The sequence below is a fragment of the Cellulomonas sp. PSBB021 genome (genome assembly GCF_002240455.1).
Classification (GTDB): Bacteria; Actinomycetota; Actinomycetes; order Actinomycetales; family Cellulomonadaceae; genus Cellulomonas; species Cellulomonas uda.
Genome location: NZ_CP021430.1, coordinates 43,713 through 68,450, shown reverse-complemented (window position 1 = coordinate 68,450; position 24,738 = coordinate 43,713). Strand labels below are relative to the sequence as shown.

At 72.6% G+C, this 24,738-nt stretch carries 19 protein-coding genes; 6 read left to right on the top strand and 13 right to left on the bottom strand.

Translation table 11 applies throughout. The features are described from left to right. Positions 1–3: 3 nt before the first annotated feature. The 3 genes from typA to CBP52_RS00290 all read right to left on the bottom strand — a co-directional run bounded on the left by typA (position 4) and on the right by CBP52_RS00290 (position 5,697). Positions 4–1,935, bottom strand: a complete 1,932-nt coding sequence (gene typA / locus CBP52_RS00300; protein ID WP_094179344.1) for a translational GTPase TypA — start codon at positions 1,933–1,935, stop codon at positions 4–6. Positions 1,936–2,092: 157 nt separating this feature from the next. Continuing rightward, the gene (locus CBP52_RS00295) at positions 2,093–3,910 is read right to left on the bottom strand and encodes an ABC transporter substrate-binding protein (protein ID WP_094179343.1); all 1,818 of its coding nucleotides are present in this window, start codon (positions 3,908–3,910) and stop codon (positions 2,093–2,095) included. Beyond that, on the bottom strand, positions 3,907–5,697 hold the full coding sequence (locus CBP52_RS00290; RefSeq protein WP_094179342.1) for an ABC transporter ATP-binding protein: 1,791 nt from the start codon (positions 5,695–5,697) through the stop codon (positions 3,907–3,909). The genes CBP52_RS00295 and CBP52_RS00290 overlap by 4 nt, the downstream gene beginning before the upstream one ends. A gap of 26 nt (positions 5,698–5,723) precedes the next feature. On the opposite strand from CBP52_RS00290, the gene CBP52_RS00285 reads away from it, so the two are divergent. Continuing rightward, positions 5,724–6,347, top strand: coding sequence for a PH domain-containing protein (locus CBP52_RS00285; RefSeq protein WP_094179341.1), 624 nt, complete (start codon positions 5,724–5,726; stop codon positions 6,345–6,347). A gap of 32 nt (positions 6,348–6,379) precedes the next feature. Here the strand turns inward: CBP52_RS00285 and CBP52_RS00280 are convergent, their stop codons facing one another. The 3 genes from CBP52_RS00280 to CBP52_RS00270 all read right to left on the bottom strand — a co-directional run bounded on the left by CBP52_RS00280 (position 6,380) and on the right by CBP52_RS00270 (position 11,146). Further along, positions 6,380–7,498: an ABC transporter permease gene (locus CBP52_RS00280; RefSeq protein WP_094179340.1), complete on the bottom strand. Its 1,119-nt coding sequence runs from the start codon at positions 7,496–7,498 to the stop codon at positions 6,380–6,382. Further along, entirely contained in the window at positions 7,495–9,024 is a 1,530-nt protein-coding gene (locus CBP52_RS00275) for an ABC transporter permease (protein WP_094179339.1), read from the bottom strand. Before CBP52_RS00275 ends, CBP52_RS00280 begins: the two co-directional genes overlap by 4 nt. A 289-nt stretch (positions 9,025–9,313) precedes the next feature. Beyond that, positions 9,314–11,146: an ABC transporter family substrate-binding protein gene (locus tag CBP52_RS00270; RefSeq protein WP_094179338.1), complete on the bottom strand. Its 1,833-nt coding sequence runs from the start codon at positions 11,144–11,146 to the stop codon at positions 9,314–9,316. Positions 11,147–11,508: 362 nt separating this feature from the next. Here CBP52_RS00270 and CBP52_RS00265 point away from each other — a divergent pair, with 362 nt between their 5' ends. The 3 genes from CBP52_RS00265 to CBP52_RS00255 all read left to right on the top strand — a co-directional run bounded on the left by CBP52_RS00265 (position 11,509) and on the right by CBP52_RS00255 (position 14,915). Continuing rightward, on the top strand, positions 11,509–11,976 hold the full coding sequence (locus CBP52_RS00265) for a nitroreductase family deazaflavin-dependent oxidoreductase (protein WP_094179337.1): 468 nt from the start codon (positions 11,509–11,511) through the stop codon (positions 11,974–11,976). Positions 11,977–12,116: 140 nt separating this feature from the next. Further along, a complete protein-coding gene (locus CBP52_RS00260; protein WP_094179336.1) occupies positions 12,117–14,441 on the top strand; it encodes a glycoside hydrolase family 3 N-terminal domain-containing protein in 2,325 nt (774 codons plus the stop codon). A 117-nt stretch (positions 14,442–14,558) separates the two neighbouring features. After that, positions 14,559–14,915 (top strand): DUF4180 domain-containing protein, encoded by a 357-nt coding sequence (locus CBP52_RS00255; RefSeq protein ID WP_094182017.1) that lies wholly within the window; start codon positions 14,559–14,561, stop codon positions 14,913–14,915. A gap of 36 nt (positions 14,916–14,951) precedes the next feature. On the opposite strand, the gene CBP52_RS00250 is transcribed toward CBP52_RS00255, so the two are convergent. Beyond that, positions 14,952–15,584, bottom strand: coding sequence for a 4a-hydroxytetrahydrobiopterin dehydratase (locus CBP52_RS00250; protein ID WP_094179335.1), 633 nt, complete (start codon positions 15,582–15,584; stop codon positions 14,952–14,954). Between the two features lie 196 nt (positions 15,585–15,780). On the opposite strand from CBP52_RS00250, the gene CBP52_RS00245 reads away from it, so the two are divergent. Further along, positions 15,781–16,215 carry an iron chaperone gene (locus tag CBP52_RS00245; RefSeq protein ID WP_094179334.1) on the top strand — a complete coding sequence of 145 codons (435 nt, stop codon included), beginning with the start codon at positions 15,781–15,783 and terminating at the stop codon, positions 16,213–16,215. Positions 16,216–16,270: 55 nt separating this feature from the next. Here the strand turns inward: CBP52_RS00245 and CBP52_RS00240 are convergent, their stop codons facing one another. The 4 genes from CBP52_RS00240 to CBP52_RS00220 form a co-directional block, all read right to left on the bottom strand. After that, the gene (locus CBP52_RS00240; RefSeq protein ID WP_094179333.1) at positions 16,271–16,633 is read right to left on the bottom strand and encodes a DUF2200 domain-containing protein; all 363 of its coding nucleotides are present in this window, start codon (positions 16,631–16,633) and stop codon (positions 16,271–16,273) included. Between the two features lie 532 nt (positions 16,634–17,165). Further along, complete coding sequence (gene ychF, locus CBP52_RS00230; protein WP_094179332.1) at positions 17,166–18,242, bottom strand: redox-regulated ATPase YchF; 1,077 nt, start codon at positions 18,240–18,242, stop codon at positions 17,166–17,168. A gap of 46 nt (positions 18,243–18,288) precedes the next feature. Beyond that, on the bottom strand, positions 18,289–19,857 hold the full coding sequence (locus tag CBP52_RS00225; protein WP_094179331.1) for a hypothetical protein: 1,569 nt from the start codon (positions 19,855–19,857) through the stop codon (positions 18,289–18,291). Continuing rightward, on the bottom strand, positions 19,833–20,636 hold the full coding sequence (locus tag CBP52_RS00220; protein ID WP_232514580.1) for an ABC transporter ATP-binding protein: 804 nt from the start codon (positions 20,634–20,636) through the stop codon (positions 19,833–19,835). The genes CBP52_RS00225 and CBP52_RS00220 overlap by 25 nt, the downstream gene beginning before the upstream one ends. Before the next feature lie 212 nt (positions 20,637–20,848). Here CBP52_RS00220 and CBP52_RS00215 point away from each other — a divergent pair, with 212 nt between their 5' ends. Continuing rightward, positions 20,849–22,303: a DNA recombination protein RmuC gene (locus CBP52_RS00215; protein WP_094179329.1), complete on the top strand. Its 1,455-nt coding sequence runs from the start codon at positions 20,849–20,851 to the stop codon at positions 22,301–22,303. Here the strand turns inward: CBP52_RS00215 and CBP52_RS00210 are convergent. Together CBP52_RS00210 and CBP52_RS00205 are read right to left on the bottom strand one after the other, a co-directional pair. Then, entirely contained in the window at positions 22,290–23,309 is a 1,020-nt protein-coding gene (locus tag CBP52_RS00210) for a 4-hydroxy-3-methylbut-2-enyl diphosphate reductase (RefSeq protein ID WP_094182016.1), read from the bottom strand. The genes CBP52_RS00215 and CBP52_RS00210 overlap by 14 nt on opposite strands. Beyond that, complete coding sequence (locus CBP52_RS00205) at positions 23,297–24,664, bottom strand: hypothetical protein (protein ID WP_157732449.1); 1,368 nt, start codon at positions 24,662–24,664, stop codon at positions 23,297–23,299. The genes CBP52_RS00210 and CBP52_RS00205 overlap by 13 nt, the downstream gene beginning before the upstream one ends. Between the last annotated feature and the right edge of the window lie 74 nt (positions 24,665–24,738).

Below are 24,738 nucleotides of genomic sequence, written 5' to 3'. Positions count from 1 at the left end.
GGCTCAGCCCTTCTTGGTGCGGGACCAGATGCGCGCGCGCTCGGTCTGGTCGAGCACGACCTTGCGGATGCGCACGATCTCGGGCGTCACCTCGACGCACTCGTCCTCGCGCGCGAACTCCAGCGACTCCTCGAGCGTGAGCTTGCGCGGCGGGACGACGTTCTCGAACGACTCGGCCGTGGAGGAGCGGATGTTGTTGAGCTTCTTCTCCTTGGCGATGTTGACGTCCATGTCCTCGTTGCGGGAGTTCTCGCCGACGACCATGCCCTCGTAGACCTCGGCGGTCGGCTCGACGAAGAACGTGCCGCGGTCCTGGAGGTTGAGCATCGCGAACGGCGTGGCCACACCCGCGCGGTCGGCGACGAGCGAGCCCGTCATGCGCGTCTCGATGACGCCCGCCCACGGCTCGAAGCCCTCGGCGATCGAGGACGCGATGCCCGTGCCGCGCGTCTCGGTGAGGAACCGCGTCCGGAAGCCGATGAGGCCGCGCGCGGGCACCAGGAACTCCATGCGCACCCAGCCGGTGCCGTGGTTGCTCATGGTCTCCATGCGGCCCTTGCGCTGCGCGAGGAGCTGCGTGACCGCGCCGAGGTACTCCTCGGGCACGTCGATCGTCATGCGCTCCATCGGCTCGTGGACCTTGCCGTCGATCGTCTTGGTGACGACCTGCGGCTTGCCGACGGTCAGCTCGAAGCCCTCGCGGCGCATCTGCTCGACGAGGATCGCCAGGGCCAGCTCGCCGCGGCCCTGCACCTCCCACGCGTCGGGGCGGTCCGTGGGGACCACGCGCAGCGAGACGTTGCCGACGAGCTCCTTGTCGAGGCGGTCCTTGACCTGGCGCGCGGTGACCTTGTGGCCCTTGCCGCCCTTGCCCGCGAGCGGGCTGGTGTTGATGCCGATCGTCATCGAGATCGCGGGGTCGTCGACCGTGATGGGCGGCAGCGGGCGCGGGTCGTCCGGGTCGGTGAGCGTCTCGCCGATCGTGATGTTCTCGATGCCCGCGACGGCGACGATGTCGCCGGGGCCCGCCGCGTCGGTGGGCACGCGCTCGAGCGCCTTGGTCTCCAGCAGCTCGGTGATGCGCACGCTCTGCTGCGAGCCGTCGTTGCGCACCCACGCGACCGTCTGGCCCTTGCGCAGCGTGCCGTTGAAGACGCGCAGGAGCGCGAGCCGGCCGAGGAACGGCGACGCGTCGAGGTTGGTGACGTGCGCCTGCAGCGGCGCGGACTCGTCGTACGTCGGCGCGGGGATCTTCTCGAGGATGGTCGCGAACAGCGGCTCGAGGTTCTCGCTGTACGGGAGCGCGCCGTCGGCGGGCTGCTCGAGCGACGCGCGGCCGGCCTTCGCGGACGCGTACACCACGGGGACGTCGAGGATCGCGTCGAGGTCGAGGTCCGGGACGTCCTCGTGCAGGTCGGACGCGAGGCCGAGCAGCAGGTCGGTCGCCTCGTGGACGACCTCGGTGATGCGCGCGTCGGGACGGTCGACCTTGTTCACGACGAGGATCACGGGCAGCTTCGCGGCGAGCGCCTTGCGCAGCACGAAGCGGGTCTGCGGGAGCGGGCCCTCGGACGCGTCGACGAGCAGCACGACGCCGTCGACCATCGACAGGCCACGCTCGACCTCGCCGCCGAAGTCCGCGTGGCCGGGGGTGTCGATGACGTTGATCGTGATGCCGTCGGGCTGACCCGCCGCGGCCGCCGCGGGGCCCAGGTACCGGACCGCGGTGTTCTTCGCGAGGATCGTGATGCCCTTCTCGCGCTCGAGGTCGCCCGAGTCCATCGCGCGCTCGTCGACGTGGTCGTGCGCGCCGAACGCGCCCGACTGCCAGAGCATGGCGTCGACCAGCGTGGTCTTGCCGTGGTCGACGTGCGCGACGATCGCGACGTTGCGCAGGTCGCCGCGAACGGCAGTTCCGGTGACGGACGAGGGCATGCGAGCTCTTCTCGAGTGGAGGAAAGGGGGGTGACGCCGACGGCGGCGCCGGTCGATCTTACCCGGTCCGGGCCAATCACCGGTGGCCGCGTGGCCCTCGCCACACGTGACCTGCGCCGCGCCGGGCCGCCCGCACGACTCGGGCCCACGCCCGGGCTCAGCCCTGTGCGGCCCAGGACCACCAGTCGGTGAGGTCGGCGCGCGAGAGCCGCAGCAGCGGGACCTCGCCCACCTGCGGCGTGCGCGCGACGGGCGCGGAGCGCGTGGCCGTGAGCGCGGGGGCGTGCACCAGCGGCAGCACGGCACCGGCCTCGACGAGCCTCGCGGCGAGCGTCGCCTGCCCGGCGGCGAGGCGCGCGGGGTCGGTCTGGGCGGCGAGCGCCGCGAGCGCCGCGTCGGTCGCCTCGTCGGACCACGCGGTCACGTTCGCGGTCCTGTCGGTCCCCCACCGGCCGACGAGCGACGCGACGGGGAGCTCGTCCTGGACGGTCGGGACCAGCGCGACGTCCCACGCGTCGGGCTCGGCCCACAGCGCGGTCGCCGGGTCGGCCGTCGAGGCCGTGACCTCGAAGCCGGCCGGGCGGGCGGAGTCCGTGAGCAGCGCGAGCGTCTGCTCGCGCAGCGGGTCGGTGGTGGAGACGAGCACACGCACGGCCACCGGTGCGCGCACCCCCGCGTCGGCGAGCCGAGCGGCCGCGGCGGCCGCGTCGGGCTGCGCGGTCGCGACCGGGCCGCCCGCACCGTCCCCGACCGTCGCGAGCACCGCGGTGTCGACGACCGCCTCGGGCCACAGCGGCGCGACGACCTCGTCGACCACCTGCTCGCGCGGCACCGTCGACCACAGCGCGCCCCGCACCGTCGGCGCGTCGTCACCCGCGAACGGACCCGTGCCGCCCGCCCGCGCGACGAGCTGCCACGCGGCGTCACCGCCCGTCACCACCCGCGCCTCGGCATCGACGAGCGCGTCACGCACGTCCGGCGTCGCGACGGGCGCGACGACGTCGACGTCGCCGGCCTCGAGCGCGGCGACCTGGTCCAGCGGGTGCTGGTCGGTGCGCACGCGCACCGAGTCGAAGCGCGCGGGCCGCGAGCCCGCGTACCGCTCGTTGCGCACCAGCTCCACGGCCGTGGCCGTCACCGACGCGAGCGCGTACGGCCCGGTCGTGACGGCGTCGGCGGTGCTCGCCACCAACGCGTCCGTGTCGAAGCCGGTACGCCACGCGCGGGAGACCGCCACCAGGTCGTCGTGATGCTCGGCGGGTGCGGTCACGGCCGCGACGACCGCCGCGGCCGCCTCCTGCGCGTCCTCCACACCCAGCGCCGTGCGGCCCAGCACGTGCGCGGGCAGGTTGACGTCGAGCGCGACCTGCCAGTCCGCGACCGGCTGCGCGTACACGAGCGTGACGCGACCCTCGTCGTCGACGGACGGGGCGGCCTGCACGTGCACGAGCGCCCGCGAGGTCGCGGCGAACGCCACGCCCGCGTCGAGCGCGTCCCCGTTGACGATCTCGCCGTCGTCGCCCAGCTCGGGCGCGACCTCGTCGAGCGCACCCGAACGCGCGGCCCACTCGAGCAGCAGGTCGGCCGCCGTCACGGGCGTCCCGTCCGACCAGCGGGCGTCCGGGCCGATCGTGTAGCGGATCGTCAGCGGGTCGTCGGCCGTCTTCTCGACCGTGCCGAACGCGGCGTCCGGCACCGCGGCGCCCGCGGCGTCGAGCGAGACGAAGCCGTCCTGCACGAGCCCGCGGACGAGCACCGACCCGGGCAGCCGGCCCTGCGACGTCCCGGCGTTCAGGGAGCCGAACGGCGCCCCGACGCTCACCACCACCTCCCGCGACCGGTCCGGGCCCGGCTCGGGCGACGACGAGCACGCGAGCGGCACGAGCGCGACCGTGCCACCCAGGAGCGCAGCGAGGAGCGTGCGGCGGCCGCCTCCACGGCGACCGGCCGCACGCCCCTGCGCCGCGTGGGTCACGTGCGGTCGATCAGCAGCGCCCGCAGCTCGCGACGCTCGCGCTGCTTCTCCGGGTTGGGCAGAGGCACCGCCGCGATGAGGCGCTGCGTGTACGGGTCCTGCGGGTTGCGCAGGATCGCGTCGCGCGAGCCCTGCTCGACGATCCGTCCGCGCTGCATCACGACGATGCGGTCCGCGAGCAGGTCGACGACCGCGAGGTCGTGCGTGACGAACAGGCACGCGAACTTCAGGCGCTCCTGCAGCTCCTGCAGCAGCTCGAGCACGTGGGCCTGGACCGACACGTCGAGCGCGGACGTCGGCTCGTCCGCCACGAGGAGCTCGGGCGAGAGCGCGAGGGCCCGCGCGATGCCGACGCGCTGCTTCTGCCCGCCCGACAGCTCGTGCGGGTAGCGGTTGCGGTACGCGCGGGGCAGCTCGACCTGGTCGAGCAGCTCCTCGATGCGGCGCTGCAGCGCGGCGCCCTTGGCGATCTTCGCGAGGTACAGCGGCTCGCCGATCGACTCACCGATCGGCAGGCGCGGGTTGAGGCTCGACGACGGGTCCTGGAACACCATGCCGACCTTGCGGCGCAGGCGCGCGATCGTCTTGCGGTCGTTCGACGAGACGTCGATGTCGCCGACCGTGAGCGTGCCCTCGGCCACCGGCAGCAGGCCGACCGCGGCGCGGCCGATCGTCGTCTTGCCGGAACCGGACTCGCCGACGAGGCCCACGACCTCACCGGGCCGCACGACGAGGTTCGCGCCCTCGACCGCGCGGAACGCCGGCATGCGCCCCTGCTTGGGGTACTCGATCGCGACGTCCTTGAGCTGCAGGATCGGCTCGGTGCCGGCCATCTCGCGGGCGCGCTCCTCGCGACGCGCGGCCTCGAGCTTGGCCGCGTTCTCGGCCTCGCGGCGCGCGAGCTCCTCGCGCGACACGTCGACGACGAGGTCCTCCGCGTGGGTCGCGCTCGCGAGCGCGGCCGTCAGGTCGATCTCCGGGCCGCCGAGGTGCGGGACCGCGGCGAGCAGCTCCTGCGTGTACTGGTGCTGCGGGTCGGAGAAGATCTGCTCGGACGTGCCCATCTCGACGATCACGCCGCGCCGCATGACGGCGATGCGGTCCGCGAGGTCCGCGACCACGCCCATGTCGTGCGTGATGAGGATGACCGCGGAGTCGAGGCGGTCGCGCAGGTTGCGCATGAGGTCGAGGATCTCGGCCTGCACCGTGACGTCGAGCGCGGTCGTCGGCTCGTCGGCGATGAGCAGGGCCGGGTCGCAGGACAGCGACTGCGCGATCATCGCGCGCTGGCGCTGGCCGCCCGAGAGCTGGTGCGGGTACGACCGGAACGCCTTGTCCGGGTCCGGCAGCTCGACCATCGACAGCAGCTCGAGCGCGCGCTCGCGGGCCTGCGCGGGCGACATCTCGCTGTGCAGGCGCAGCGTCTCGATGATCTGCGAGCCGACCGTGTACGCCGGGTTCAGCGCGGTCATCGGCTCCTGGAAGATCATCGCGACGTCGTTGCCGCGGATCGCGCGCATGCGCTTGCTCGGCAGCCCGCGCAGCTCGGTGCCACGCAGCTTGATCGAGCCCGAGATGCGCGCGTTGCGCGGCAGCAGGTCGAGGATCGCCATCGAGGACACGGACTTGCCCGAGCCGGACTCGCCGACGATCGCGAGGACCTCGCCGGGGGCGACGGAGTAGTTGAGCTTGATCGCCGCGGGCACCCACGTGCGGTCGACCGCGAAGTCGACCGACAGGTCGCGCACCTCCAGCACGGGCTCGCGGGTCGTGGTGGGCGTGGTCATGACAGAGCTCCTGGGATCATGGGGTCGTGCGAGACGACGACGAGACCTGGACCTTCCGGCCCCGCAGCGCGGCGTGGATCACGGGGGGTACGTGGCTCGTGGTCGCGGGCTTCGAGGGTGCCGCGGTCGCCGAGGGGGGTGCGCGGACGCTGCTCACCGCGGTGCCGTTCACCGCGGCGGCCGTGCTGCTCACCTGGCTGGTGGCCTACCGGCCGCACGTGCGGCTCGACGACGAGGGCGTCCACGTGGTGAACCCCTTCGTGACGCACCACGTGCCGTGGACCGCGCTCATCGAGATCCGGACGCGCTTCACGTGCACGTTCGTGACGCCCGGCCGCAGCGTCGAGGCGTTCGCCGCCCCGGGCCCGGGCCGGCACGCCGCGACGCGTGCGGTGTCCGTCGACCTGCGCCACGTGCAGGCGGGGGCCTTCGACCCCGCCCGCTCCGTGAGCATCGGCGAGATCGGGCACTCGCCGTCCGCGGTCGTCGCGACCGCGGCGCGCCGCCGCTGGGAGCGCCTCGTCGAGGACGGTGCGCTCGAGCTCGGTGTCGCGGACGAGGTCCCGGTGCGCCGCGAGGTGCACACGGCCGCCCTGGCCGCGGTGGGCGCGCTCGTCGCGCTGGGCGCGGTGCTGCAGCTCGTCGGCTGAGCACCGCGCCGACCGCGCGTGCGTGCGGGGCGTCACTTGGTCTCGTCCCGGGGGTCCGGGTCGTGCCCGACGCCCGGTGCGCCGTCCTCCCAGCCGCTGCGTGCGCCGTCGAGCGTCGCGACGTTCGCCGCGAGCAGGCTGCCCTCGAGACGCGCGTCGAGCTCCTCGCGCGGCGTCTCACGCATCCGGCGCAGCGACACCTTGCGCTGGCGCGGGTCGAACGCGTCGCGCAGGCCGTCGCCGATGAAGTTGATGCAGAGGCAGATGAGGACGATGAACAGGCCGGGCCACCAGAACAGCCAGGGGCGCGTGGCGAACGCGGCCTGGTTCTGGCTGATGAGCAGGCCCAGGGACGTGTCCGGCGCCTTGACGCCCATGTTCAGGTAGGACAGCGACGTCTCCAGCAGGATCGCCGAGGACATCAGCAGGGTCGTGTTGACCGTGATGACGCCGACCGCGTTCGGCAGGATGTGCTTGAAGATGATCCGCTTGTCGGACGCGCCCGCGAGGCGGGCCGCGTCGACGAACTCGCGCTCGCGCAGCGACAGGAAGTCACCGCGGACGAGCCGCGCCATGCCGGTCCAGTACGTCAGGCCGAGCAGCAGGCCGAGCACGACGACACCGGACTTGGTGTTGTAGCCGATCACGGCGCCGATGAGCAGCACCGGGATGATGATCACCATGTCGGTCAGGCGCATGAGCACCGCCTCGACCCAGCCGCGGAAGTACCCCGACAGCGCGCCGAACACGACGCCGACGAACGCGGCGATGACGCCGACGACGAACGTCACGAGCAGCGAGATCTGGGTGCCGCGCATCGTCATCGCGAAGTAGTCGCGCCCGACCGAGTCCTGCCCGAACGGGTGCTCACCCAGGGAGAACGGGAACAGGCTCAGCGTGGGTCGCCCGCCGTTCTGCAGCGGCGGGGTGTCCGTCCAGCGGAACTTCCACCAGCCGTGCCAGCCGCCGATGCCCACCGAGGTGAGCGCGAGGATCACGACGAGCGCGAGGACGACGAGCGAGACGATCGCGCCCGTGTGGCCGAAGAAGCGCTTGCGGACCAGCGCGCCCTGGCTCTTGCCCTTGAGGTCGGCCGCGACCTCGCCGGAGTCGAGGGAGTCGGTCATCCGCTCCGTGGTCTGCTCGGTCATGCCTTCACCCTCACGCGCGGGTCGAGTGCGGAGTACAGGAGGTCCGCGACCAGGTTGAACGTCACCGCGGTGACGCCGACGACGAGGAACACGCCCATGACGGGGTTCGGGTCCTGGTGGTCGAGGCCTTGGATGAAGAGCTGGCCCATGCCCTTGAACGAGAACACGTTCTCGGTGATGACGGCGCCACCCAGCAGGCCGCCGATGTCGAACGCGACGATCGTCGCGAGCGGGATCAGCGCGTTGCGGAACGCGTGCCGGACGACGACCGTGCGCTCCGGCAGGCCCTTGGCGCGGCCGGTGCGGACGTAGTCCTGACCCATCACCTCGAGCATCGACGCACGCGAGTAGCGCGTGTACGAGGCGAGCGAGATGAGGATGAGCGAGATCGTCGGGAGGACGAGGTGCGTGTACTTGTCGACGCCCGTGATCCAGAAGTCGCCGTTGAGGTTCGGCGTCTCCGAGCCGATCGTCGCGATCGGGCGGCCGCGCGTGAGCTTGAAGTACTCGGGCCACGCCTGCATGAACCCGTCGAGCAGCACGAGGCCCGCGACGAGGAACGAGGTGAGGGCCGCGACCTTCATCGACTGGCCGCGGTCGTAGCCGCCCATGAGGCGCCCGACGAGCAGGCCGCCGCCGACCGCGGCGATGCCGAGGAGGATGACGAGCCAGACCGACGGGTCCTCGAGCAGCGGCTGCAGCGCGAACATCGCGACGACGGCGAGCCCGACCATGATGAGCGCGGAGTACAGCGCCTTGCGGTTGCGCAGGCCCGCGAGCAGCGCGGTGAGCGCGAACGCGATGCCGACGCCGAGCCCGGCGACGATGCCCGGCCCGAGACCCGGGTAGCTGAACCACTGCGACCAGCCGAGGTACCACAGGATGCCGGCGGTGAGGAGCGTGGACCCCGCGAACACGATGCCGCGGCGCTTCCACGAGCCGCCGATGAGGACCGTCCAGATGACACCGGCGACCAGCCCGACGGCGAGAGCGACGGTCACGCTCACCGAGGGGTCCCGGAGGAAGTCGTTGAAGCCGATCGCGCCGAACTCCTTGAGGAGCACCGCGACCCAGAACACCGGCAGCGAGAAGAACAGGAACGTCATGAACGTGACGCTGTAGTCGAGCACCGAGTACTGGCGCAGCGCGACGACGATGCCGATCGTGATGCCGATGACGACCGCGAGGATCGTCGCGGTGAGCACCAGCTGGATCGTCGAGGGGATCGCGGCGCTCAGCGCGTCGGTGACCTCCTGGCCCTGGAGCGTCTTGCCGAGGTCGCACTGACCGGGGATCACGCACTTGACGGCTCCGCTGAGCCACGAGAAGTAGCGCAGGGGTGCGGGGGTGTCGAGGTCGAGCAGGTCGATGCGGGCCTGCATCAGGGCCTCTTTGTTGGGGCGGTTCGACTCGCGGTACTCCCTCAGCGGGTCACCGGACACGGCGACCAGCTGGTACACGAGGAACGACGCCCCGAGCAGGATGAGCAGCGACACACCGAGGCGTCGCAAGACGTAGGAAGCCATCAATTCTCGCTTCTCGGGCGTGGGGAGCGTGCGCGGGTGAGGTGCACGCCTCCGCGTCGGCGTCGCGCTGTCGCGACGCAAAGGTCGGGAACGCCGCGCCTCGTGGGCGACGCGTTCAAGGCGGGTCCGCCGTACTGGTCAGTACGACGTTCTGAGGAGGGACTCTAGCGCGCGTCGCGCGCCGGTCCGTCGTCGACGGTGCGTCGACGACCCCGGGACGCACCGGTGCCGGGACCCGAACGACCGGGTCCCGGCACCGGTGGCTGTCATACCGGGGAGGTCAGCCGACTCAGTCGGTGACCGTCCAGTCCCACACGTTCCACCAGACACCCGACTGGCTCGGGTTGTAGGCCTCGATGCCACCCACGCGGTCGGCGACCGCGTCGATGCCGACCGACTGGAACAGGGGCAGGCCGTACGCGTCGGCGAACAGGAGCGGGTCGATCTGCTCCTGGATGTTCGCCTGCTCGTCGAGGTCCAGCGTCTTCACGAGCGTCGCGGCGAGCTGGTCGACCTCGGCGTTCTTGTAGCCGTTGTAGTTGCCACCACCGGTGCTGGAGAAGATCTGCGGGACGCCGGAGACGCCGACACCCGAGTTGATCCAGCCGAAGATGGCGACGTCGTACGAGCCGTCGGCGAGGCGCGAGCCCCACTCGGCGTCACCCTGGTCGTCGACCTTGAAGCCGGCGGCCGTGGCCTGCGCCGCGATCAGCGTGTAGGCGTTGACGCGGTTCGGGTTGTTGATGTTGTAGAGGATGCGCACGGTCGGCGTGACACCGACCTCCTCGAGCAGCGCCTTGGCGCCGGCGACGTCGGGCTCACCCGGGAAGTCGGCCGAGCCGTTGTTCGCGACCGAGTCCTCGTACGAGGCCTGGGCCGGGACGAAGAGCTGCGAGTTGAGGATCGACGCGTCCGCCTTGAGCGGCGTGACGATCGCCTCGAGGATCGCCTGGCGCGGGATGACCTTGAGGAACGCCTGGCGGACCTTGAGGGCCTTGGCCTCGTCGCCACCGTAGGTCGCGGGGTCGAACGGACCACCGTTGTTGAAGGTCAGGTCGACGTGGTCGTACGCGAGCTGGTCGCCCTCGTGGACCGTGATGCCGTCGATGCCCTCGAGCGCCGCGAGCGTGTCAGCGGACGGCTGCGGGGAGATGACGTCCACCTCGCCGTTCTTGAGCGCCTGCACGGCCGCCGTGGCGTCCGGGATGGTGCGCATGACGATCGAGTCCAGCTTCGGCGTCAGGTCGCCCGAGTACTTCTCGTTCGGGACGAGCGTGACGGACTGGTTCTCGACGACCTCGGAGACGATGTACGGGCCGGACGAGAGGTACAGCTCCGGGTCGCTCGGGAGGACCGTGGAGTCGAAGCCGGTGTTCCAGAAGTCCGCGACCTTGCGCAGCTCCGGGTCGTCGGCCGTCGCGTCCTTGGCGGTCGGCGCGAGCTTGGTGAACAGGTCGATCAGCGCCTGACCGTCCGCGAGGCCGGCCTTCTTGGCGACGACGTGCGCGGGCGCCTCGGCGGCGAGCGCGTACTCCCAGTCGGCCGCCGGCTCGGAGAAGGTGAGGGTCATCGAGCGACCGTCCTCACCCAGCTCCGGGAAGTCGGTCAGCGCGAGCGTGCCCGTGTCACCGGCGTAGTCGAAGTAGGAGACCTTGCCGTCGGCCGAGTTGTAGTGGCCCGAGTCGACCGCCCACGACAGGAGCAGGTCGTCCGCGTCGACGGGCTCGCCGTCCGACCAGACGACACCCTCGTTGATCGTGTACTTGACGGTCAGCGGGTCCTCGGAGACGACCTCGTACGTACCGAACGACTCGTCCTTGGCGACACCGGGGTTGCCCGCGGCGAAGCTCGACCCGTCGACGTAGTTGAACCACGCGCGCGTCGGGTAGGTCGTGACCTTCGCGTTGATGTCCGTGTTGCCGTTGCTCGTGTTCGGGTTGAACGAGAAGAACTGGTTCGTCTCGGCAACGGTGAGCGTGCCGCCGGTGGTGGCCGCCTCGGAGGCCGACGGAGCGCCGGTGGCGTCGTCGTCCGAGTCGCCAGGCGCGTTGGAGCACGCGGTGAGCACGAGCGCGGTGGTCGCGAGAGCCGCGACACCGGCCAGGGATCGCCTGATCTTCAATGTTCCTCCAGGGAAGGTGGAGGTCCGCAGGACCGCTCGTACGAGGTACGGCTGTGAGGCAGACCGCCAGGGTTTGGCGCAACGTTAGTCAAGCGTTTTCGGGCAAAGCGGGCTGGGACCCGGCCGACCCCTGATCGTTACCCGATTGATACTGACCAGTACGTCTCAACTTTCGAGACAGCGGCGGCGATTCATGCCGAAAAACTACCTCTCTCCAGCGGGAAGGCTGTCCACCATCCGTCAAATCGGCGACGGTCCCACGCGCGATGTGTTAAGGCCCCGTTACACACCGGCCACCTGCCGGACACGTCCCGGCAACACGACCGACCGCCGACGCCTCGGCAGGACGGCACAATGCGGGCGTGAACCTCACCGACCTCGCCCGCCGTGCGGGACGCACCCGCTGGTTCGCGCGGCTCGGCCGCGCGACGTCGCGGCTCGACCGACGCCTGCAGCGGGCGACCGGCGGGCGGTGGACGGTCCTCGGCCGCGCGCGCCTGCCGCAGCTCGTGCTCACGACCACCGGCCGCCGCTCGGGCGAGCCGCGCGAGGTGGTGCTGCTCCACGTGCGGCACGAGGACGCCTGGGTGGTGCTCGGCTCCAACTGGGGCCAGGCCCACCACCCCGCGTGGGCGCTCAACCTGCTGGCCGACCCGCGGGCCCGGGTCACCGTCGAGGGGGCCACGCACGAGGTGGCCGCGCGTCTCGCCACGCCTGCCGAGTCACGGGTGCTCCTGCCCCGCCTGCGGGAGACCTGGCCGGGCTACGAGGCGTACGAGCAGCGCGCCGGCCGCGACCTGCACCTGTTCGTCCTCGAGCCCGTCCGGTAGGCGTGCGCACACCTACCACGCGGTAAGTCTTTTCGGTTAGGCTCGCCCGCGTGGGATCGCTCCCGCACGCTCGTCGTGCGGCTACGGGACCCACCGGCTCGCGCCGCCGCCGTCGTGATCCCCGTCGTAAAGGACCTGTCGTGACCCCACCCCTCGAGACCGCCGGCCGCACCGAGACGGGCACGGCGCCCTACCTCGACGCGACGCTCCCCGTCGCGGAGCGCGTGGCCGACCTCGTCGGCCGCATGACGCTCGCCGAGAAGGTCGGCCAGATGATGCAGCTCGACTCGCGCGGGTCCGTGCGCGGCCTGATCGAGGACACGCACGTCGGCTCGATCCTGCACACGTCCCCCGCGCTCGTGCGCGAGGCGCACGAGGTCACGGCCGGCACGCGCCTGCGCATCCCGCTGCTCATCGCCGAGGACTGCATCCACGGCCACTCGTTCTTCGAGGGCGCGACGATCTTCCCCACGCAGCTCGGCATGGCCGCCTCGTGGAACCCCGGCCTGGTCGAGCGCGCCGCGCGCGTCACGGCCGTCGAGGTCGCCGCGACCGGCATCCACTGGACCTTCTCCCCCGTGCTGTGCATCGCACGCGACCTGCGCTGGGGCCGGGTCTCCGAGACGTTCGGCGAGGACCCGTTCCTCATCGGCGAGCTCGCGTCCGCGATGGTCAAGGGCTACCAGGGCGACGGTCTGACCGACCCGACGGCGATCCTCGCGACCGCCAAGCACTTCGCCGGCTACTCCGAGACGCAGGGCGGGCGGGACGCCACCGAGGCGGACATCTCGCGCCGCAAGCTCACCGCCTGGTTCCTGCCGCCGTTCGAGCGCGTCGCCCGCGAGGGCTGCGCGACGTTCATGCTCGGCTACCAGTCGATGGACGGCACGCCGATCACCGTGAACGACTGGCTGCTGACCGACGTCCTGCGCGGCGAGTGGGGCTACACCGGCACGCTCGTCACGGACTGGGACAACGTCGGCCGCATGGTCTGGGAGCAGCAGATCCAGCCCGACCACGCGCACGCGGCCGCAGCCGCCGTGAAGGCGGGCAACGACGTCATCATGACGACGCCGCAGTTCTTCGACGGCGCCCAGGAGGCCGTCGCGGCCGGCATGCTCGACGAGGCCGCGATCGACGCCGCGGTGTCCCGCATCCTCACCCTGAAGTTCGAGCTCGGGCTGTTCGAGGACCCGCGCCGCCCCGACGACGCGCGCATCGCGCAGGTGCTCGGCACCCCCGAGCACGAGGCGCTCAACCTGGAGCTCACGCGCCGCTCGATCGTCCTGCTGCGCAACGAGGGCGTCCTGCCGCTGGCCGGCGGCTGCACGGCGGGCGACGACGAGCGCGCCGTCGCCCCCGCGGGCGCCGAGCGCCGGCGCGTGCTCGTCGTCGGCCCGAACGCCGACGACACCGACGCGCAGCTGGGCGACTGGGCCGGCCGCTCGGGCCAGGTGGACTGGCTGCCCGACGGCCACCCGCGCCACATGATCGAGACCGTGCTCGACGGCCTGCGCCGCCGCTCGCCCGAGGGCTGGGAGGTCACGTACGCGCGCGGCGCCGACATCCTCACGCTGACGCCGGACCCCGAGGGCGAGTACTTCCCCGACGGCCAGCCGCGCCCGCAGGTCGTGGCGCCGTGCGAGCCCGACCCGGAGCTCATCGCCGAGGCCGTCGCCGCGGCGCGGGACGCCGACTACGTCGTCGCCGTGGTGGGCGACCGCATCGAGCTCGTCGGCGAGGGACGCTCGACCGCGACGCTCGAGCTCATCGGCGGTCAGGTCGCGCTGCTCGACGCGCTCGCCGCGACCGGCACGCCGCTCGTCGTCGTCGTGGTCGCCTCCAAGCCGCACGTGCTGCCGGACTCGGCGCTCGACGCGGCGGCCGTCGTGTGGGCCGCGAACCCCGGCATGCGCGGCGGGCAGGCGGTCGCGGAGATCCTGCTCGGCCTGGTCGAGCCGTCGGGGCGGCTGCCCATCACGTTCGCGCGGCACGTCGGCCAGCAGCCGACGTTCTACAACCAGCTCCGCGGCCAGCACGGCACCCGGTACGCGGACCTCACGCAGCGTCCGGCGTTCGCGTTCGGCGCCGGGCTGAGCTACACCACGCTCGAGTACGCCGACCTCGAGGTGCTCACGCCGTCGGTCACGGCGGCCGACGAGGTGCGCGCGCGGGTCACCCTCCGCAACACCGGCACGCGCCCCGCGCTCGAGACCGTCCAGGTCTACGTGTCCGACCTCGTCACCACGACGATGTGGGCCGAGAGCGAGCTCAAGGCGTACCGCCAGGTGGAGGTCGCGCCCGGCCAGAGCGTCGTCGTCGAGCTCACGCTGCCGGCGTCCGCGTGCTCGATCGTCGACGCCCAGGCGCGCCGCGTCGTCGAGCCGGGTGCGTTCGAGCTGCGCGTCGGGCCGTCCTCGGTGCGCGAGCAGCAGCTCGTCGCGGGGTTCACCATCACCGCGTGACGCGATGTCCGGTTCACGGCCCGTTCGTGACCCGCCTGGACGTCAGGCGGGTCACGGGCGGGTCACGAGGTGGTGACGGACGTCGCCGGAACCGGTTCCACCGGCTACGGTGACGCCATGCAGGTTCGGGTCATCGGCGACCGTCGGGTGCTCATGCTGCCCGCGGAGGGTCCCGCGATCGGTGCGGCACAGGCGACGGATCTCGTCGGCGACGCCTGGGGGTTCGACGCGTCGGTCGTGGCGGTCCCCGCGCAGCGGCTCGACCCCGACTTCTTCCGGCTGAGCACGCGAGTCGCCGGCGAGATCGCGCAGAAGCTCGTGAACTACCACCTGCACCTCGTCGTGGTGGGTGACGTCAGCGGGCACGTGGCGTCGAGCGAGGCGCTCGCGGGCTACGTGCACGAGTCCAACCGGGGCCGCCACGTGTGGTTCGTCGCGGACGACGACGAGCTCAAGCAGCGGCTCGTCGGCTGAGCGGCGCGCGCCGGCCGGGCCGGCGCCGGGCGTGAGCTACCGCTCCTGCCACGTGCACAGGCACAGGCGGTTGCCCTGCGCGTCCGCGAGCACCCAGAAGCTGGGCGCGTGCGAGTCGTCGACGAGCCGCCCGCCGGCCGCGAGCGCCGCGTCGATGCGTGGCTGCACCTCGCCGGGGTCCACCCACACGTCCAGGTGCCACCGCTGGCGCGGCTCCTGCGTGCCCGACCACTGGAACCACACCGTGGGGAGCGCGCCCGCGGGGTCGCTCAGGTCGTCCTCGCCCGTGTACGCGAGCGCGGCGGTGTAGAAGCCGCGCACCTCGGCGTGGTCGGGGCTGTCGAGCGCCAGCTCGACGAGGCTGCGCTCGGCGCCGCGCAGCTCGTGGCCGGCGTCCGCCGCGAAGCGGCTGATGTCGCGCGCGAGCCGCACGTCCGCGTCCGTGACGCCGCCCGCGTCGTGGCTCGTGAGTCGCACGTCGACGAACGCGTAGCGCAGGTCGAGGTCCGGGTGGTGGTCCTGCTCCTGCGCGGCCGCGCCGATCCGGTCCACGAGCGCGAGCCCCGCGGCGAAGCCTCCCGTGGCGATCCGGGTGTGCAGCCCGCCGGGCAGGTACACCCAGCCCGTCAGGCCGGCGTCGGCGATCTGCTGTCCCGTCAGCGTCTCCATCTCTCCATGCTGACGCCGACCTCCCACACGCGCAGCGTGAGGTGCGCCAGGCGCAGGACCGCGGTCCGTGCGGACGTTCCCCGGCTGCCCCGCAGACGCCCGCGAACCGGTCAGGATTCGAGAAGCCCGCGCACTCTCGTCGTCCCTAGCCTGGTCATGGCACCACGGACGGAGCGCCGACGAAGGGGACGAGACCATGGCTGGACGTGACGAGCAGGGCAAGGGCTTCACCGACGAGGAGAAGGCCGCCGTCAAGGAGCGCGCCAAGGAGACGCGCGCGGCGAAGAAGATGACACCCGAGCAGGCTGCGGCCGAGGTGGTCGCGAAGATCGCCGAGCTCCCCGAGGACGACCGCGTGATCGCCGAGGCGATCCACCGGCTCGTCCAGGACAACGCCCCGGACCTGGCGGCCCGTACCTGGTACGGCATGCCGGCCTACGCCAAGGACGGCAAGGTCCTGGCGTTCTTCCAGCCCGCGTCCAAGTTCAAGGCGCGCTACGGGACGCTCGGGTTCAACGACCCCGCGAACCTCGACGACGGGCCGATGTGGGCCACGACGTTCGCGATCACCGCGCTGACGCCGCAGGTCGAGGCGCAGATCGCCGACCTGCTCAAGCGCGCCGCGAGCTGACGCGCACCGAGGACGGCGGGCGCTGCCGGGCCCCGGTCGCGCCCGTCGTCGCGCGTCAGCCCACCTTCTGGGCGCGCAGGATCGAGGTCATCTTCTTGCCGCGTGCGAGCTCGTCGACGAGCTTGTCCATCCACCGGATCCGCTGCACCAGCGGATCGGCGATCTCCTCGACGCGGTAGCCGCAGATCACCCCCGTGATGAGCGTCGCGTCGGGGTTCATCGCTGGCGCCTGGGCGAAGAACGTCTCGAGGTCGACCTGCGAGTCGACCGCGGCGCGCAGCCCCGCCTCGTCGTAGCCCGTGAGCCACGTGAGCACCTCGTGCAGCTCGTCGACCGTGCGGCCCTTGCGTTCCACCTTCGTCACGTAGAGCGGGTAGATCGACGCGAACGTCATCCGGAACAGGCGCTGCTCGTTCATCTCGTCCCTCCGTCGGCCCCTTGTCAACCCTATGCCGCACATGACGCACCTGATACTGCGCGGGGGGGGGCGACCAGCGCATCACAAGAGCGTGCCGATTCACGACTCAGCGGCTCCTCACCGTGTGAGCCTCGGTGCACCAGATCCCCCACGCCTCTCGCAGAAGCGCACTTGGGGGATTTCTCCGTCTCCCAGGGGGTCCGTGTGCCTCACGGGGCTCTGCGTCCGCGAGGCTCGCTGCGGTACACCAAGCCTGCGATGACCGTCGAAGAACTCGTGAGCCGGCTCGAGGGGCGCGGGCTCGTGATCTCTGACGAGGACAAGGCCGCCCGGTACCTCCGACACATCGGTTACTACCGGCTCTCGCCGTACGCGATCCCCTTCCAGGATCGACACCGGCGCCCGACGAGCGCGCGGACGACCCCGCCGGCGACGAGCAGCGCACGAGCTGACGCCCGGCCGCCCGACCGGGTTCCCCGCGCGCCCAGATGCCGACGCTGCCGGGAACCGGCCCGTCGCGCGGCGGCCTTGCTCAGACGTTGAAGCGGAACTCCACGACGTCGCCGTCGACCATGACGTAGTCCTTGCCCTCGACACGCGCCTTGCCCGCCGAGCGGGCCGCCGCGACGGAGCCGGCCTCGACGAGGTCCTCGAACGAGATGACCTCGGCCTTGATGAAGCCCTTCTGGAAGTCCGTGTGGATCACGCCGGCCGCCTGCGGGGCGGTCCAGCCCTGGCGGATCGTCCAGGCGCGGGCCTCCTTGGGGCCGGCCGTGAGGTAGGTCTGCAGGCCGAGCGTGTGGAAGCCGACACGGGCGAGCTGGTCGAGGCCCGCCTCGTCCTGGCCGTTCGCCTCGAGCATCTCGCGCGCCTCGTCCTCGTCGAGCTCGACGAGCTCGGACTCGAACTTCGCGTCGAGGAAGATCGCGTCGGCGGGCGCCACGAGCGCGCGCAACTCGTCCTGCATCGCGGTGTCCGCGAGGCCCTCGTCGTCGGTGTTGAAGACGTAGATGAACGGCTTCGAGGTCATGAGCTGCAGCGCGCGCACGTGCTCGTCGTCACGCAGGCCCGCGGCGAACAGCGTGGTGCCGGTCTCGAGGACGTCCTTGGCGCGCTGCGCCGCGGCGAGCACCTCGGGGTCCGTCTTCTTGCCGCGGACCTCCTTCTCGAGCCGCGGGATCGCGTTCTCGAGCGTCTGCAGGTCCGCGAGGATCAGCTCGGTCGAGATGATCTCGATGTCGTCCTTCGGGTTCACCTGACCGGAGACGTGCACGACGTCGGGGTCCGCGAACGCGCGCGTGACCTGGCAGATCGCGTCGGCCTCGCGGATGTTCGCGAGGAACTTGTTGCCCAGGCCCTCACCCTCGGACGCGCCCTTGACGATGCCCGCGATGTCGACGAACGACACCGTGGCAGGCACGATGCGCTCCGATCCGAACACCTCGGCGAGCTTCGTGAGGCGCTCGTCCGGGAGCGGCACGACGCCGACGTTGGGCTCGATCGTCGCGAACGGGTAGTTCGCGGCGAGCACCTGCGCGCGGGTCAGGGCGTTGAAGAGGGTGGACTTGCCGACGTTGGGCAGGCCGACGATGCCGATGGTGAGTGCCACGGGCGGCAAGTCTACGGGGGTACCCGCGCCCGCCCGACCGGGGGCGCTACTCGAACGCGATGACGCGCTGCAGCAGGACGGGCGCACGGCGGTCGAGCAGCCGCCCACCGACGCGCACCCCGACCGTCAGCCACACCGCGCCGAGCACGACCCCCAGGGCGAGCGCCGCCCAGCCGAGCGCGGCCGACGAGCGGGACACCGCGAACCACGCGAGCAGCGCGGGCGGCGACGCGGCGACGAGCACGAGCGCCCACCCAGCGGTCTGCGAGAGCACCGTGGCCATCGACGCGCCCTGGCGGGTCTGGAACGGGTTCTCGCCCGGCTGCTGCACGGGCTGCACGAACAGCGCCGAGACGATGCTCGCGCCGCCGTAGGACGTGAGCATGACGCCCGCGGCGGCGCCGAGCAGCGCGGGCACCGCGTCGAGGCGGTCCGTGACCGCGGCGGTCACGACGACGATCGTCGTGACGAGCGGGACCGCGATGATGCCCGACGCGACGACGCGACCCAGCCGGTCGACCACTCCGCGCACGCCCGCGCTCACGTGCATCCAGAACGCGGAGCCGTCGTACGACACGTCGGAGCTGACGCCCCACCCGCACACGAACGCCGCGAGCACACCCGAGGCCAGCACCAGGTCCGCGTTGCCGCCACGCCCGACGACCCACAGGATCACGGGCGTGAACGGCACGATCGCGAGGGCGACCGCGTAGCGCGGGTCGCGGAACCAGTAGACGAGGCAGCGGCCGACGACCGCGCCGAGCGGCGTCGCGGGCACGCGGCTGAGCACCCCGAGCCCCGCTGGCCGTGCGCCGCCGGAGCCGGCGTGCACGGGCTGCACGAGCGTGCGCGCGAGCGCGCCCTCCCAGAGCCGCAGCGCGATCGCGAGGGTCACGCCCGCGATCGCGAGCCGGGCCACGGCGAGCGCCGGGTCCCCCGCGGCGACGTCGGCGGGCGCCGCCCACGCGGCACCGAACGGCGTCCACGCGAGCACACCGACCAGGTCGTCGAACGTCTCGCGGCTGATCTCACGGCCGTTGGTGAGCGTGCCGAGCGTCGGGCCGATGCTCACGACGAGCAGGAGCGTCACGACCGCCGTCAGCTCACGCGCGCGGCGGCGCGCCACCAGCGGCGCCGCGAGCGCGACCACCGCGCGCCCGCCGACGACCGCGACCGCCAGGCCCAGCACCGCGGCGACGACCCCGACGAGGAGCGCACCCGGGTGCCGGAACCACGCGAGGCTCGTCGACAGCGCCGCGACCGCGCTGAGCACGCCCGGCACGCCCACGAGCGCCGCGACCGCGAGCCCGACGACGAGCACGCGCCGCGGGATCGCGAACGTCGCGAACCGCTCCGGGTCGAGCGTGGCGTCGACGCCGAACGCGAGCAGCGGGATGAACCACCAGCCGATCACCAGCGCGGAGCCGACCAGCACGGTGACGGTCCGCTGCAGCGCGACGTCCTGCGTGCCGACCGCGACCATCCCCGCGACGACGATCGCGAGGATGCCCAGCCCGTACAGCACGGCGAACGCGAACCCCACGACCTGCCAGACGCTGCGCCGCAGACCGTTCGCGACGAGCGCGAGCTTCAGTCGGACGAGGTGCGCAACCACGCGAGCCCCTCCCCCGCGACGCGCCCGCCGACGAGCTCGACGAACCGGTCCTCCAGGCTCATGCCGCCGCGCACCTCGTCGACCGTCCCCGCCGCGAGCACGTGCCCGCCCGCGACGACCGCCACGTGGTCGCACATGCGCTGCACGAGGTCCATGACGTGCGACGAGACGATGACCGTCCCGCCCGAGGCGACGTACTGGGCGAGGATGTCGCGGATGTTCGCGGCGGACACCGGGTCGACCGCCTCGAACGGCTCGTCGAGGACGAGCAGGCGCGGGGCGTGCACCATCGCGCACGCCAGCGCGACCTTCTTGGTCATGCCCGCCGAGTAGTCGACGACGAGCGTGCGCGCGTCCGCGACGAGGTCCATCGCGACGAGCAGGTCGCGGGCGCGCTGCGTGACCGTGTCCCGGTCGAGCCCGCGCAGCAGGCCCGCGTACGTGATGAGCTGCTCGCCCGTGAGCCGGTCGAACAGCTTCACGCCGTCGGGCAGGATCCCGATGAGCGCCTTGCCGGCGACCGGGTCGGCCCACAGGTCCTGGCCGTGCACGAGCACCTGCCCCGCGTCCGGGACGAGCAGGCCCGTGGCCATCGACAGCGTCGTCGTCTTGCCCGCGCCGTTGGGGCCCACGAGGCCGTAGAACGACCCGGCCGGCACGACGAGGTCGATGCCCGCGACCGCGACCTTCTCGCCGAACCGGCGCCAGAGCCCGCGCAGCTCGAGCGCGGGCACGCCGGTCCGCGCCGTCGGCACTCCGGTTCCGGCGGACGGGGGCATGGCCGGGGGCATGGCCGGGGGCACGGCCGGGGATGCGGGCTGAGAGGCCGGCTGAGAGGCGGGCTGTGAGGCGGGTGGCGAGGTCGTCACGTCGTCGGGCACGCGGTCAGCATACGGACGCGCGCCGACACCGTCGGCGGTCCGTGGTCCCGCACCGGGCCGCTGAGCTGCGGTCGGGACGGGTGTCGGTGGTGTCTGGCACGGTTCGGCGCATGGGACAGCTGCTGCTCGGGGTGCTCGTGGGACTGGTCGTCGGCGTGGTCGCCGGGGGCGCCGTGGCGTGGGCGAGCGCGTCGCGCCGGTCCGAGGCCGCGGTGCGGCGCGCGGAGGTCGCCGCCGCGGCGGCGGGCGCGCGCCTCGAGTCGGAGCGGGCCGCCGCGCTCGAGGCGTCGGCGCGCTCGGCCGAGCAGTTCCGCGCGCTCGCGTCCGACGCGCTCGCGCAGTCCTCCGAGCAGTTCCTCGCGCTCGCGTCGCAGCGGTTCGCCGCGGATCGGCAGACGCAGGTGGGCGAGCTCGCGCAGCGCGAGCAGGCGGTCCGCGAGCTCGTGGAGCCGCTGACCCGCACGCTCGACGAGGTGCGGGGCCAGGTCGCCGCGGCGGACCGGGCGCGCGCGGCCAGCGACGCCGCGCTGCGGGAGCAGGTCGAGACGATGCGGGTGGCGTCCGAGCGCGTGCGCACCGAGACCGCGCAGCTCGTCACCGCGCTGCGGTCCTCGCAGGTGCGCGGGCGCTGGGGCGAGACGCAGCTGCGCCGGGTCGTCGAGTCCGCCGGGATGCTCGCGCACGTCGACTTCGTCGAGCAGGAGCAGGTGCGCACGGACGAGGGCCTGCAGCGCCCGGACATGGTGGTGCACCTGGCTGGTGGCAAGCACCTCGTCGTGGACGCGAAGGTCGCGTTCCTCGGCTTCCTCGAGGCGCACGAGGCGACCGACGAGGGCGTGCGCGCGCAGCGGCTCGCGGCGCACGCACGGCACATGCGCGCGCACGTCGACTCGCTGGCGGCGAAGCGGTACTGGGACCAGTTCGCGCCCGCGCCCGAGTTCGTCGTGATGTTCGTCCCCACCGAGGCGTTCTGGCACGCCGCTGTCGAGGAGGACCCGACGCTGTGGGAGTACGCGGCGGACCGCAACGTCGTCGTCGCGACGCCCGCCACGTTGCTCGCGCTGCTGCGCACGGTCGCGTACGCGTGGCGCCAGGACGCGCTCGCGGCGAACGCCCAGCGGGTGCTGTCGCTCGGCAAGGAGCTGCACGGCCGGATCGCCACGCTCGGCGGGCACCTGACGCGCCTGGGGCGCTCGATCGACGCCGCGGCCGAGGCCTACAACAAGACGGTCGGCTCGCTCGAGACGCGCGTCCTGGTGAGCGCGCGGCGGTTCGCCGAGCTCGGGGTGGTGAGCGAGGACCTGGTGAGCCCGCCCCCGGCGGACCCGCGCCTGTCGGCGCTCAGCGCCCCCGAGCTGCTGGCGTCCGCGAGCGACCAGCTCGTGAGCCTCGACGGGCTCGACGGCAGCGACCGGGCCGGTGGTCGGTTCGACGAGGCCGACGAGGTCGACGACGTCGACGGCTTCGACACGAGCACCCAGCGCGACGAGCGGGCGCTCGCCGATCAGGCGTCCCGCACGCGGGGCGAGGACGAGCCGGGCGAGGCGTCGGTCAGGCCGGCGTGACGTCGAGCGAGCGACGCGTGCCGCGACGCGGGCGGGCCGGCGCGTTGCCGGACGCCTTGAGGTCGGCGCGCAGCTCGCGCGGCAGCGAGAACATGAGGTCCTCGGTCGCCGTGCGGACCTCCTCGACGTCCGCGAACCCGAACGACGCGAGCCGGTCGAGCACGTCGCGCACGAGGATCTCCGGCACGGACGCGCCCGAGGTGACGCCCACGGTCGTCGCGCCCACGAACCACGCCGGGTCCATCTCGGACGCCTGGTCGATCCGGTAGGACGCGCGCGCCCCGTTCTCGAGCGCGACCTCGACCAGCCGCACGGAGTTCGACGAGTTCGCCGAGCCGACCGTGACGACCACGTCGCAGTGCGGCGCGATCTTCTTCACCGCGACCTGGCGGTTCTGCGTCGCGTAGCAGATGTCGTCGCTGGGTGGGTCCTGGAGCGACGGGAACCGCTCACGCAGCCGGCGCACCGTCTCCATGGTCTCGTCGACCGACAGGGTGGTCTGCGAGATCCACACGACCTTGGCGGGGTCGCGCACCACGACGTCGTCCACGTCGTCCGGGGAGTTCACGACCTGGATGTGCTCCGGCGCCTCCCCCTGCGTGCCCTCGACCTCCTCGTGGCCGGTGTGGCCGATGAGCAGGATGTCGTAGTCGTCGGAGGCGAAGCGGACGGCCTCCTTGTGCACCTTCGTCACCAGCGGGCACGTCGCGTCGATGGTCTGCAGCGAGCGTGCCGCCGCGGCCGCGTGCACGGCGGGCGAGACACCGTGGGCCGAGAACACGACCCGCGCGCCCTGCGGCACCTCGTCGGTCTCGTCCACGAACACCGCGCCGCGCGCGGCGAGCGTCTCCACGACGTACTTGTTGTGGACGATCTCCTTGCGCACGTACACGGGGGCGCCGTAGTGCTCGAGCGCCTTCTCCACCGCGATGACGGCGCGGTCGACGCCCGCGCAGTAGCCGCGGGGGGCGGCGAGGAGCACGCGTCGGTTGGTCACCTGCCCGATCCTACGTGCTCGTCGACGACGACCAGGATCTGGGAGGACAGGTCGTGGACCTCGCCGGCGGTCGCGCCCTTCATCTTCTGCGCGCTCACCGTCGAGAGCAGCAGGACCTCGGGCGAGCACCCGGGCAGCACGCGGAAACGCAGGTCGAACTGCAGCTGGTCGTGGTGGACCTTGCCCGACACGTCGAGCTTCTGCCACCCCCGGACACCGCCCGCGAGCTGCACGCACGAGGCGGGGTACGGGTCGCCGTTCGCGTCGCGCAGCAGGAGCTTGCCGAGGAACCGGGTGAACGTGCCCTTCTTGCGGTCCTCGGGGCGGCAGGTGCCGCGGTACTGCTCGGCGGCGCAGCTGGTCACGTGGATCGTGGCCGAGGCACGCATCCACCGGCCGGGCTCGGTGTCGGTGGGGGCCGCGACGAACGCGGTCATCCGGTTGACGTGCGCGGACGGTCCGCCGGGCACGAGGCGCGCCTGGTCGCCCTGGAGGGGCGAGCTGTACGCGCAGCTCGTCGGCAGCGCCCCGGACGTGCCGAACCGGGGGGTCCAGAAGCACTGCTTGGCGTCGACGTCGTCGTTCAGCACGTCGGAGACGGTGAGCGTGCCGGGCTGCGCGCTGATCTGCGTGACGCGGTCGTCCTGCACCGCGACGGAGCTGCGCGCGCCCCAGCTGCCGTGGCACGCGTACGTCCCGGGGAGCGTGAACGTGAACAGCGAGCGCACGGTCACGGTCGACGCGTCCCACGCCAGGAGGTTGCGCGTGGTGCTCTTCGAGCTCGTCGCGTCGCCGTCGTCGGCCTCGCTCGTGACGACGCGGCCGGGCTCGCCCTCGCCCGGCACGCACACGACGCGCCACTGCCCCATGACCTGCCGGTTGGACCCCGGTCCGGGGCGCAGGACGGACGGGACCTGGAGCGTGACGAGGCGCTTCTCGCCGGCCGACGCGATCGCGACCTCGACGGTGCTGCGGCGCAGCACCTGCATGGGCGGCGAGCCGCTCTCGGGCGGCGTGCGGGCGACGTCGACCCGGTTGCCGGAGAACGTCGCGACGACCTCGCCCGAGCGCTGCGGGCGCGAGGCCGCGACCATCCGGTCGAGCTCGATCTGCCGGCGCACCCGGTCACGCTCGATGGCGACCTCGAGCTCGTGGGCCTTGCGCGCCGCGAGCAGCGAGAGCCGCTCGGCGGAGAACGCGCTCACGCGGCGGGCCGCGGACTCGCCCTGCGAGAGGGCCGCGGAGGCGGCCTGGGCGCGCGCGACGGACGTCGTCGCGGTCGCACCGCCGAGCAGGACGGCGAGCACCAGGACCGAGATGACCGCCAGATGACGCGCTGGGTGGCGGGTCCGTCGGCGATGCACGCGCAGACCATAACCGCTCGCCCCGTGCGGGGGAACGCCCGACCGGCGCGTCGTCACCCCGGCGCGCCGGGGCC

Coding starts and splice junctions, on each gene's coding strand:
- typA (WP_094179344.1), bottom strand. CDS start 1,935: ATGCCCTCGTCCGTCACCGGAACTGCCGTTCGCGGCGACCTGCGCAAC.
- CBP52_RS00290 (WP_094179342.1), bottom strand. CDS start 5,697: ATGACCACGCCCACCACGACCCGCGAGCCCGTGCTGGAGGTGCGCGAC.
- CBP52_RS00280 (WP_094179340.1), bottom strand. CDS start 7,498: ATGACCGAGCAGACCACGGAGCGGATGACCGACTCCCTCGACTCCGGC.
- CBP52_RS00275 (WP_094179339.1), bottom strand. CDS start 9,024: ATGGCTTCCTACGTCTTGCGACGCCTCGGTGTGTCGCTGCTCATCCTG.
- CBP52_RS00255 (WP_094182017.1), top strand. CDS start 14,559: ATGCAGGTTCGGGTCATCGGCGACCGTCGGGTGCTCATGCTGCCCGCG.
- CBP52_RS00250 (WP_094179335.1), bottom strand. CDS start 15,584: ATGGAGACGCTGACGGGACAGCAGATCGCCGACGCCGGCCTGACGGGC.
- CBP52_RS00245 (WP_094179334.1), top strand. CDS start 15,781: ATGGCTGGACGTGACGAGCAGGGCAAGGGCTTCACCGACGAGGAGAAG.
- CBP52_RS00240 (WP_094179333.1), bottom strand. CDS start 16,633: ATGAACGAGCAGCGCCTGTTCCGGATGACGTTCGCGTCGATCTACCCG.
- CBP52_RS00220 (WP_232514580.1), bottom strand. CDS start 20,636: ATGCCCCCGTCCGCCGGAACCGGAGTGCCGACGGCGCGGACCGGCGTG.
- CBP52_RS00215 (WP_094179329.1), top strand. CDS start 20,849: ATGGGACAGCTGCTGCTCGGGGTGCTCGTGGGACTGGTCGTCGGCGTG.